Origin of the sequence: Domibacillus indicus (genome assembly GCF_000970685.1) — a bacterium.
Classification (GTDB): Bacteria; Bacillota; Bacilli; order Bacillales; family Domibacillaceae; genus Domibacillus; species Domibacillus indicus.
This window is the reverse complement of sequence record NZ_LAJB01000012.1, coordinates 53,670-64,634: the sequence shown is the minus strand read 5'-3', so window position 1 is coordinate 64,634 and position 10,965 is coordinate 53,670. Positions and strand designations below refer to the sequence as shown.

At 45.6% G+C, this 10,965-nt stretch carries 11 protein-coding genes; 7 read left to right on the top strand and 4 right to left on the bottom strand.

Translation table 11 applies throughout. From position 1 onward, the window contains the following. Positions 1-280: 280 nt before the first annotated feature. Genes VP98_RS13890 through VP98_RS13875 form a run of 4 tightly spaced genes read left to right on the top strand, consistent with a single transcriptional unit; the run spans position 281 to position 3,924 of the window. A complete protein-coding gene (locus VP98_RS13890; protein ID WP_046176001.1) occupies positions 281-931 on the top strand; it encodes a Yip1 family protein in 651 nt (216 codons plus the stop codon). A gap of 1 nt (position 932) precedes the next feature. Further along, positions 933-2,063 (top strand): efflux RND transporter periplasmic adaptor subunit, encoded by a 1,131-nt coding sequence (locus VP98_RS13885; protein ID WP_046176000.1) that lies wholly within the window; start codon positions 933-935, stop codon positions 2,061-2,063. After that, on the top strand, positions 2,060-2,734 hold the full coding sequence (locus VP98_RS13880) for an ABC transporter ATP-binding protein (RefSeq protein WP_046175999.1): 675 nt from the start codon (positions 2,060-2,062) through the stop codon (positions 2,732-2,734). The genes VP98_RS13885 and VP98_RS13880 overlap by 4 nt, the downstream gene beginning before the upstream one ends. After that, complete coding sequence (locus VP98_RS13875) at positions 2,731-3,924, top strand: ABC transporter permease (RefSeq protein ID WP_046175998.1); 1,194 nt, start codon at positions 2,731-2,733, stop codon at positions 3,922-3,924. Before VP98_RS13880 ends, VP98_RS13875 begins: the two co-directional genes overlap by 4 nt. Positions 3,925-4,176: 252 nt before the next feature. On the opposite strand, the gene VP98_RS19355 is transcribed toward VP98_RS13875, so the two are convergent. Further along, positions 4,177-4,302 carry a hypothetical protein gene (locus VP98_RS19355; protein ID WP_269431507.1) on the bottom strand — a complete coding sequence of 42 codons (126 nt, stop codon included), beginning with the start codon at positions 4,300-4,302 and terminating at the stop codon, positions 4,177-4,179. Positions 4,303-4,406: 104 nt separating this feature from the next. On the opposite strand from VP98_RS19355, the gene VP98_RS13870 reads away from it, so the two are divergent. Beyond that, positions 4,407-5,210: an alpha/beta hydrolase gene (locus VP98_RS13870; protein WP_197076601.1), complete on the top strand. Its 804-nt coding sequence runs from the start codon at positions 4,407-4,409 to the stop codon at positions 5,208-5,210. Between the two features lie 255 nt (positions 5,211-5,465). Here VP98_RS13870 and VP98_RS13865 read toward each other — a convergent pair whose 3' ends face one another. Then, positions 5,466-5,753, bottom strand: a complete 288-nt coding sequence (locus VP98_RS13865; RefSeq protein WP_046175996.1) for a hypothetical protein — start codon at positions 5,751-5,753, stop codon at positions 5,466-5,468. A gap of 114 nt (positions 5,754-5,867) precedes the next feature. Further along, complete coding sequence (ybaK, locus tag VP98_RS13860; protein WP_046175995.1) at positions 5,868-6,347, bottom strand: Cys-tRNA(Pro) deacylase; 480 nt, start codon at positions 6,345-6,347, stop codon at positions 5,868-5,870. A 64-nt stretch (positions 6,348-6,411) separates the two neighbouring features. Here ybaK and VP98_RS13855 point away from each other — a divergent pair, with 64 nt between their 5' ends. Further along, complete coding sequence (locus VP98_RS13855) at positions 6,412-7,062, top strand: LytTR family DNA-binding domain-containing protein (RefSeq protein WP_046175994.1); 651 nt, start codon at positions 6,412-6,414, stop codon at positions 7,060-7,062. A 125-nt stretch (positions 7,063-7,187) separates the two neighbouring features. Continuing rightward, positions 7,188-8,696, top strand: coding sequence for an acetyl-CoA hydrolase/transferase family protein (locus VP98_RS13850; RefSeq protein ID WP_046175993.1), 1,509 nt, complete (start codon positions 7,188-7,190; stop codon positions 8,694-8,696). Positions 8,697-8,973: 277 nt separating this feature from the next. On the opposite strand, the gene VP98_RS13845 is transcribed toward VP98_RS13850, so the two are convergent. Continuing rightward, the gene (locus VP98_RS13845) at positions 8,974-10,812 is read right to left on the bottom strand and encodes a cation:proton antiporter (protein ID WP_046175992.1); all 1,839 of its coding nucleotides are present in this window, start codon (positions 10,810-10,812) and stop codon (positions 8,974-8,976) included. Positions 10,813-10,965: the final 153 nt, after the last annotated feature.

Below are 10,965 nucleotides of genomic sequence, written 5' to 3'. Positions count from 1 at the left end.
TTGAGAGTGTAGACAAAGTTAGAACGCAGGCTGATTGAAAACGCCTGTCTTTCCAGAAACGCCGCCGGCTGGGAAGCGGAGTGACCTTTTGGGGTCATGAGCATTCACAGCCGGCAAGTGACGCCGAAAGCGGGCGTTTATCAACAGCCTGAAACCGCCTCTTATGAAGCGGTTTTTTTGTTTTCCATATCTGTAAAAACTGCTAAAAAAATGAAACTTTCTTCCCTGTTGCTCCGTATCTATTTTTGAATAAATATTTTATGGAAAAGGAGTTTATGAAATGAGTGAAGAAACGAGTAATACCGCACATTCTAAACCATCGCTGTTCGCTTTTATTACAAGCCCTGTTCAGCAGTTCGAGCGGATGAAGCACCGGCCTGCTATTTGGGGTCCCGGCCTTATTGTTTTAATTCTTTTTGCCGCCGCCGCTTCATTAAGCGGACTTCTGCCTGAAACCCTTAAAGTGACAGCCGATGCAGTTGGTGTTTCAACAGAGCAGGCAAGAACCATATCTCTTATCTCCACTGGTGGCATGAGCCTGTTTATTTTCCCAATTACTGTTTTGATCAGTGCAGGAATTACGTACCTTATTGTAAAAATAGCCGGCGGCACTGCAGCTTTCAAGCACTTGATTACTTTTACAATTTTTATTCTTTTTATTACAACCATCGGCCAAATTGTAAATTACGGAGTAGCACTGGCAGCAGGAACTGATCCAAATGTAACTAGCTTAAACGGACTGATTGGTCTGGATGGAAAGCTTGGAGGAGCACTTAGCGCCTTTGAAATTTTTACTATCTGGTCTGTTATTTTAACGGGGATCGGGCTGCCTATCGTTACTTCCATCTCCCGGCGGGCCGGCTGGATTATCGCAGGAATTCTATTCTTGTTAACCCTTCTGATGGGAATTTTCAGCGGGGCGGTTTATTAAGATGCTGAAAAAAAAGAAAGTGATTATCCCTCTTGTTCTTTTGATTTTAGCCGCTTTTATCGGACTCAGCATTTACCGGACTCAGGCTGAAAACGAAATTGTTGTAAAAACGGGGCATATAAAAGAAGAAGAATTAACAACGACTGTTATGATTCCCGGTACACTGTCCCTTGCAGATGAACAAAAAGTTTATGAAGATCTGGAAAAAGGAGATGTCGAAACCGTTCATGTGAGCGAAGGCGACACTGTTAAAGCCGGAGCACCTCTTGTCACATATTCAAGCGATACAATTGAGCTGGAGCAGCAGCAGGCGGATTTAACAAGACAATCCACTAATATGCAGATTGAATCACTCAATAAGCAATTAAACCGCCTGGATGAAAAGCAGGATGAGCTGGAAAAAGAAGTTGGAAAGAAAGCGGCCGATGAACAGATTGATGCTGAGCGGGATCAGCTGAACCTGGAGCTCGATACGGCAAAGCTTGAGCGCAAACGAAACAATCTGGAACTGGATTCTCTTGAAAAGCAGCGTGAGGCTCTTACCGTCACAAGCAAAATCGATGGAACCGTGCTGAGCGTCCAGCAGGGTGAGCAGGCAGCAAGTGCGGAAATACAAGAACCGCTCGTTCATGTGGGACAAACTGGCGCTTTTTTGGCAAAAGGTGTTCTATCGGAATACGACGCGCTTAATGTCAAAAACGGCCAGCCTGTTACGATTACCTCCGATGTTTTGCCCGATCAGCAATGGACCGGTGTTGTGACAAAAGTAAACTTGCTGCCCGAACAGGATGCTGCCGCCCAGGCAGATGCGAATGCCGCCAATCAGTATCCAGTTGAAGTGAAGATAAACGGAGCCGATATTTCAACAATTAAGCCTGGATTTAAGCTGCTTCTTGATATTGAAACCAATCAAAAAACCGCCTCTGTCCTTCCGGTCGAAGCTGTTTTTCAAGAAGAGGACAATCCTTACGTATTTGTTGTCAAAAATGGACAAGCTATCAAAAAAACAGTGAAAACCGGTATTCAGGCGGACAAATGGATTGAAGTGTCCGAAGGCTTGACCGGAAAAGATGATGTGATTACAAATCCAGATGAGCGTCTTTCAGACGGGATGGATGTGACCGTAGAATGATTGAACTCGTCGAGATCGAAAAAAGCTACACCCTGGGCAAGGAAACGGTGCCTATTTTAAAAAAAATTAATTTGGCCATTGAAGATGGCGAATTCACCTCTATTATGGGCCCGTCCGGCTCTGGAAAATCAACGCTTATGAACATCATCGGCTGTCTTGATAAGCCGAGCGGCGGCTCTTACTTTTTAAACGGCCAGGAAATTTCCACCTACTCGGATGATGCGCTGGCCGATGTACGCAATAAACACATCGGCTTTGTTTTTCAGCAGTTTCAGCTTCTTCCCCGCCTTGACGCACTGGAAAATGTGGCGCTGCCGATGATTTATGCCGGTGTGTCCAAAAAAGAGCGCACAGCCCGGGCGGAAGCGGCTCTTGAAAAAGTCGGCTTAAAAGACCGGATGCACCATTTGCCGAATGCCTTATCCGGCGGACAAAAGCAGCGTGTGGCCATTGCGCGGGCAATTGTAAACAATCCGGCACTTATTTTAGCGGATGAACCGACCGGTGCACTTGATACAAAAACAAGCATCTCGATTATGGAAGAATTAGCTGCCCTGCATAAAAGCGGATCAACGATTGTTGTCATTACCCATGAGCCGGAAATCGCTGAATACACATCACGCATTGTGACCGTTCGCGACGGATTGATTTTAGAGGAGGGCCGCCCATGACACTTCAGGAAAATATCCGGATGGCTCTCTCTTCTGTTCTTGCCCATAAGCTGCGCTCAATCTTAACAATGCTTGGCATTATTATTGGAGTGGCCGCTGTTATTACGGTTGTGGCGATCGGGCAGGGCGGCGAGCAAATGCTCAAATCCCAGCTGACCGGTGCCGGCAATACAGTGAATGTGTACTACGAACCATCAGATGAAGAGCTTCGAGCGAATCCCAATATTTACATGGAATCATTTTTCACGGAACAGGATATTAATGAGCTGGAGCAGCTGCCCAATGTTAAAAACGTAGTTGCTTCGACAATGACGATGATGACGACCCGTTACCGTGAAACCTCTCTGGATACAACAACTTATGGCATTAACGAAGCTTACCTGGATGTCAATGAACTGGCTGTTGATCAAGGCCGGACGCTTGGACGCCCGGATTTTGTTTCAGGTGCGCGTGTAGGAGTCATCAGTGCGGAACTAAACAAAGAATTATTTGAAGGAAAATCGGGGCTTGGAGAAATTATCTGGCAAAATGGACAGCCGATTGAGGTCGTTGGAATTGCCCAAAAGCCGGATGGCCTGTTTGCCTTTGGGACGATGGATGTTTACATTCCCGCTAACACATATAAAACAAGTTTCGGGGCGCTCGATTATACCTCGGTAGACGTGCAGGCTGCTGACTCAGACAGTTTGCAAACGGTCGGTGAAGAAGCAACCGCCCTTTTAAACGAGCTTCATCAAACAGAAGATTCCTACCAGGTTATGAATTTGGAAGAAATGGCGGAAGGCGTCGGACAGGTTACAACCATTATGACGACAATTATCGGCTCCATTGCGGGTATTTCGCTTTTGGTCGGCGGAATCGGCGTTATGAATATTATGCTTGTATCTGTTACCGAGCGGACACGTGAAATCGGAATCCGCAAAGCACTCGGTGCCACGCAGCGGCAAATTCTCACCCAGTTTTTAATTGAAGCTCTTACCCTGACATCCATTGGAGGTATTATCGGCATTCTGCTTGGCGCAGGGGCTTCCTCTGCCGTTTCATACTTTGCGGAATGGCCGTCGCTTATTTCCTGGCAGGTCGTTGTAGGGGCACTGCTGTTTTCCATGATTATCGGGGTTATTTTCGGAATGCTTCCGGCCAGCAAAGCCGCAAAGCTTGATCCAATCGACTCACTTCGTCATGAATAAATAAAAAATCGTCAAAAGCCATTGTCATTCAGGACCGCTTCTTTCTCGAAAGGGAACGGTGGAGGACTGGCGGCGTTCACCCCGCAGGAAAGCGAAGCCGCCAGTCCGCAGCCCATTACGCTGCTTTGATAAAAGAAATTCTTGCATGATCGGAAACGATGAAAAAGTGCTTCAGGCTGAGGCACTTTTTTCTTTGGTAGTTTGGCACTAGTCGGTTGAAGTGTAACATTACATTGAAGAGTGGTCTCCTGCTTATTCGTTTTGCTCTGCACATTCAAAGCAGTGCAGCCCCCCTTCTTCCTTTACTCCATTTAAGAAGCCGTCCTGACAGTATACATCTTTGCCGCACAATACACACGAACCAACAAATTCATTCACTGAAACCGCCTCCTTTTCATTTCATTATATCCTGGTATGTATCTTTTTGCTTAAATTTCGTATAATGAAAGATACTACTTTTAATGGAGAGGAACGGACCGGCCATGCGAAAATATGGTTTATTGTTGGCTGTTGCCCTTTTGGTTTTTGTGAGTTTTTTAGTCCTTGGCAAAAGAGATCCTGTCGTTTCAGACACTCAATATAAAGACCCTGTTTTATTTGTTCACGGCTTTAAAGGAACAGCCCGCTCATTTAATACAATGATTGCCCGCTTTGAAGAGCGCGGCTGGGGTGAACGCGCTTTAACTATGAATGTAACCCGAACAGGAAAGCTGCTTGTCCGGGAAGAAGCATTTTCAGCGGGACGGCCGGCGTTTATTCAAGTGATTTTTGAAAACAACCGGTCTTCATTCGAGGCTACTTCCATTGCCCTGGCGGCGGTTATGCAGGTGCTGCATAACGATTATAATATCGAGCATGTGAAAATTGTCAGTCATTCCATGGGCGGCATTGTTTCGGTGAAATTTCTGCAGGACTTATACGATCCTGAACTTCATCCGGTGACCGACCAGCTCGTGACAATTGGCAGTCCATTTGATGGCGTGTTCGGCGGGCGCTGGTTTACACAAAATCATGGCCCTGCCGTTTATGACTTAATGCCCGGCTCTCCAGCACTTGCTCACATTGCAGCCAACCATAATCGTTTTCCACAGGAAACACAGGTATTGAATATTGCCGGGACCGGCGACCAGGTAACTCCGCTGCAAAGCGCGCTCAGCTTAAAAGCCCTTGTGCCGGAAAACCAATATCGGGTTGATGTCCTTTATGATAAAATGATTAACCACAGCGGACTCCATGAAACAGCAGCTGTAGATGAAAAAATTGGTGCGTTTTTTAATTACAAATAAAAAAGAGGCTGGCTGATGACAGCCTGAAGCAGCGGACAGCCGCTGCTTTTGTTTTGTCCACTTTCTCAAGTCTATGTATCATAAAAGCAGTTTATGTCCGGGACGGCTATAAATAGATACCCGCTTACATACGTTTAACAAGTGACTTTGCGTACTGCCTTTCAAAAAATAAGCGGCAGATGCCCGAGTCTCATTCAACTTATACAGCAATAAAAAACCGGCTCTCCTTCAGGAAGCCGGTTTGCTAGTTTTATATTACCCTTTAAAAATATCGCTGTGAGATTCACGGATGCGTGCCAGGATAGCATCAACGGTTGATTCAGCGTTTACGGGATATTCTTTTAAACGTGTGACGGAGCATGCATCTCCAGTCTGGCATAATACTTTTACACATTCCGCTGTTTCTTCTTCGAGTTCGTGCCATCCGCCTTCTTTGTAAAATGCGCTTGATTTCAGCATTTTCTCATACTGAACTACAAAGTTTTCTTTTACTTCACTGGCAAAATAGCTTTTCACATCAAGAAGATTTTCAACGACCATCATGTTTGGGGGTCAACTCCTGTTTCATTTGATGAATCTAGTATACGCCGCTTTTTTTCTAAAAAGAACCGTCTATTTTCTGAAAATCGCACTTTCCACAATTCAGTAACATTTCATTCAAATTTTGTTCACAACTTCACAGAAGGAAGCGTTTACTGCATCTGCAAGCCTGTGAGGCTTCAATTCAATTTGTGCGCCGATCCTGCCGGCACTTACAATTATGATCTCTAACTCCTCCGCCTGCTTATCAATAAATGTCGGATACAGCTTCTTCATGCCGACCGGCGAGCAGCCGCCGCGTATGTAGCCAGTCTGCTTCTGAATATCTTTGACCGGGATCATCTCTACCTTTTTTTCGCCCGCGGCGCGCGCCGCTTTTTTTAAATCAAGCTCACCTTCTACCGGCACTACAAATACGTAAAGGCCGTTTGCTCCTTGGGTTACCAGTGTTTTAAAAACATATTTTGACTGCACGCCTATTTTTGATGCCACGGAAACCCCGTCTATTTTCCCATCCTTACTTTCATATTCATGCATCCGGTAAGGAATATCCGCCGCGTCCAGCAGCCGCATCGCATTTGTTTTTCCTTTTGCCACCCTGCTTCCTCCTTCGGTTATGGTAAAATAATTGTACTACAGCTATTCCAAAGAGGTGAAAAAAGTGGATCAACTGACCGTTTCCGGACTGATGGAAGTCATGAAAGAGTTTTTTCCGCCCAATACATCTGTCGCCGTTTCAAACCATGAAAAATTTATATATTATCAGCCAAGCCGCCTTATTGATTTACATATCCGGGCAGGCGATCCCATTAAAGAAGGAAGCGTCACACAGCAAGCGCTGACGGAGAAGCATCAAGTGTCAACATATATTGACAGCGATGTGTACGGCATTCCCTATTTTGCAATGAGCGTGCCCATTTTTGACGATCATGAGCTTACCGGTGCGGTCACAACCATTTATCCGGCGAAGCCATCTCCTATCTCCCGCAACCTCCTGACGATTAAGTCAGAGGACCGATGGTATCCCATTCCTTATTCTGATGTTTTATACCTGGAATCAGAAGGGAGAAAAACCCGTGTACAGGCGCGGACGGGCAATGGGTATCATAAACTGAATTTGACCGAGCTGGAATTTATGCTGCCGGATGATGCATTTATCCGTGTTCACCGCTCTTATATTGTAAATGTGAACTTTATTCAAGAAATACAGCCGGATTCCCATTCAACCTTTTTGCTTATCATGAAAGACCGGACGAAGATTCCGGTTACCCAGACGTATACGAGTGCTTTTCGTAAATCGCTCAATTATTAACAAACTTGCTTGATGACGCGAAATTTCTCCTTCGCGTCTTTTTTACTGCTTTTTATCCGAATCCAAATGAAACCCCTTTCAAATATTGATACACTGGCTAAAATGAACAGGGAGGATTATATTGAATGAATGAACGTATTCGGATGGAAGCATTAAAAAGCCGCATTGTCACAGCGGACGAAGCGGCATCCTGGATTAAAGATGGGATGACACTCGGATTAAGCGGCTTTACACGGGCAGGAGATGCAAAAGCCGTTCCAATGTCACTGGTAGAACGGGCGAAAACCGAATCATTTAAAGTGAATATTTTTACGGGTGCCTCTCTGGGATTTGACCTGGATAAAATGATGGCCGAAGCCGGAATTATTCATAAACGCCTTCCATTTCAGGCTGATCCAGTTATGCGCAAAGAAATAAACAGCGGCCACCTGCTTTTCGTTGACCAGCATTTATCCCACACTGCAGAAGCTGTCCGCAGCGGTGTACTTGGCCCGGTTGATTATGCGGTCGTTGAAGCCGTTGCCGTTACGGAAGACGGCATGATTATTCCTGCAACCTCCGTTGGCAATTCCTCAATCTTTGTTGAAAAAGCCAACAATATAATTGTCGAGCTAAACACTGCCCAGCCGGCGGAACTGGAGGGGCTTCACGATATTTACAGCCCAAACGATCAAGGAAAACGCGGCCCGATCATGCTGACATCTGTCGATGAGCGTATCGGAGAAATTGGCATTCGTGTAGATCCCGCTAAGATCAAAGGAATTGTACTGACAAACGCCCAGGATTCTCCGTCCACGATTGTACCGCCGGACGCGGAAACAGCACAAATGGCAAAGCATTTAATTGCATTTTTTCGTGAAGAAGTACAAGCGGGACGCCTTTCAAATGAACTCGCACCGCTTCAGGCCGGTATCGGCTCCATTGCCAATGCTGTTATGCATGGCTTGATCGACTCGGAGTTTGAAAACCTGGAAGTTTATTCTGAAGTGCTTCAGGATGCTGTTTTTGATTTATCTGACCATGGCAAAATCCGTTTTGCTTCTGGCTGCTCTATTACCCTTTCAGAAGAAAAAATGAAAGAGGTGTATTCAAACCTCGGCAAATACCGGGATAAGCTTGTGCTGCGTCCCCAGGAAATCTCCAACCATCCGGAACTTATTCGCCGGCTTGGCCTGTTATCGATTAACACAGCTTTAGAGATTGATATTTATGGAAACGTTAACTCTACGCACGTTTCCGGCACAAAAATGATGAATGGAATCGGCGGATCGGGTGACTTTGCCCGCAACTGCCGGACGGCTGTTTTTGTTACAAAATCTACTGCGAAAGATGGAAAGGTTTCAAGTATTGTCCCATTTGCTTCCCATGTTGACCATACCGAACATGATGTAGATGTAATCGTAACCGAACAGGGTTATGCGGATCTGCGGGGACTGGCACCCCGGGAGCGGGCACTTCTTATCATTGAGAACTGCGTGCATCCGTCTTACAAAGAAGCGTTGCGCAGCTATTACGAAGAAGCTGTTTCACGGGGCGGCCAGACTCCTCATATTCTGGAAAAAGCCTTATCCTGGCATACCCGCCTTGCTGAAACAGGAAGCATGCTGGAAAAGCCGATAGTTTCTTTTTCCTGACTCCTTGCACCGCTTTTAAAGTGGGACAAAACGGGCTATTTTCATGATAAAATTGTCCCGTTATTTTCGCCTTTTGAAATTGTTCTTTGTGTTTGAAATCTTCTGCTTTATGTCACCTATATGTTATTTTGTGCACTTTATGATGAAAGCACTTTCACATACTTTTATAATTTACCTATGAAGCCGGCTTAATCGGCTTAACTTACAAAATACATTCCATACTCTCTCTGATTTACTGTCAGAAAAAAGCGGCCTGCTGAAGGCCGCTTTTTTCGTTTTATTGTTCACGGCGCTGCTCCGCGATTTTTTCTTTTGCTTTCGTCATTTCCTTCACCGGCGGCATAAGGCTGACGATCGTATCACCCGGTTCCCCTTTTGGTGATACATCGCGTGTATAAAATTCCAGCTTTCCGGATGGCTTCACAATAAATAAAAGCAGTGTGTTTTCATCGAGCTCTTTTAAATAAGTGCTGTAGCCATATCGCTCTGTTAGTTCTGTTTTCCGGAACACATATTCAGTCGCACGCGATACAAGCGCTTGATAGTGAGCAGAAGAATCAAACAGCACTTTTCCGCCAACTGTTTTGTTAAATTCTTTCGCCGTTTCGGTACGCTCTGGCCCTGCTGCAATCTGATAGAGATTTACACGCCCCATCTCCGGCACAAAGGTCGAGCAGACGAGCGCATTATACGCTTCATCGTTCGTTGCTGCAATCATATATTCATATGGTGTCAGCTCTAAATGGTATTCCGTACTTTCTGACAGGATTTCACCATGATACACAGGCAGATTTGCCTGGCGCGCCGAGTGAAGCCTTGGCCATGATTCATCTGCTACTAAAACAGGAATGTTCAAATCCTGCAGCGTTTTGCCAAGCCTTGCTGTGAACGCGTTGCCTCCCACCAGCAGCACACCGGGGTTATCGGTTGAAGCCAGATTCAGCTTTCTTGCCAGCCAGCCAATTGAAAAACCATGGGCAACTACTGTTGAAAACACAAGCGCAAATGTGAGCGGCGTTAATAAGGAAGCATCTTCATAACCCGCTTCAAACAAGGACTGGGCAAAGTATCCTGAAACTGTCAAAGCTACGATTCCGCGCGGCGCAATCCAGCCAACGAGCGTTTTTTCCTGCCTGGACATATCTGTGCCGGCTGTTGACAGCCAAATCGAGAGCGGACGGACGACAAACAGCATAATCAGTACAAAGGCAATAATGCGGATATCAAAGATCTGCATCAGTGTTTCTCTCGTTAAAGATGCTGTCAGCATAATAAAGATCGTGGAAATAAGCAAAATGGAAATATTCTCTTTAAAATGTCGCATATCCCTGATAGAGGAAATGTGCATATTTGCCATTACCATCCCCATTGCTGTAACAGCCAGCAGTCCTGTTTCATGCATCAATTCGTCCGAAATAACGAAGCAGGCAATGACGACAACGAAAACAGCCGGAGACTTTAAATACTCGGGCACTCGGCCTTTTTCAAGCGCCTTGCCCAGCCCAATTCCGAAAGCAACCCCCAGAATAACGGCGAAGACGGAACCAAGCAGGAAGTTAATAAACGTCGCGGCTGTTTCTTCCCCGGTAAAAAATTTGATTGATTCAAAAGCAAATAAAGCAAGAAGTGCGCCAAAAGGGTCAACTACGATTCCTTCCCATTTTAATATTGCAGAGGTGCGAGGCTTTAATTTTGCCTGCCGCAGCAGCGGCAAAATAACGGTCGGTCCTGTAACGATAAATAAGCCGCCGATGACAAATGCCACAGCGAGCGATAAGCCGGCTACATAATGAGCAGCAAGCGATCCCGCAATCCAGGCAATAAACGCACCCAGCGTAACAATGCGGCGGATCGGCTGCCGGACCGTTTTAATTTCACGGAAATCAAGATTTAAACTTCCTTCGAATAAAATAATCGCCACAGCGGCGGAGATAATTGGGCCAAATAAGTCACCAAACACGTCTTTTGGATTAAACCAGCCAAAAAGCGGACCAATTAACAAACCGGACACGGACATAACGACAATGGCCGGAAGCCGGAAACGCCAGGCTGTCCATTGGGAAGCAATCCCGATTACAAGCGTAACCATCAAATAAAATAATAACGATTCAAACATCACATCTTCCTTTCTTCCCAATCCGCTTTAATTCATATTATCGTGTTTATCCCCAAATTTCACGTTTTACAAACGCACTTTGCTTTCCTACATCAAAACTGACCGGCGGAGATGGTTATTTGCGGGCAGTCTGTCTGGTACATTTCTTTACAT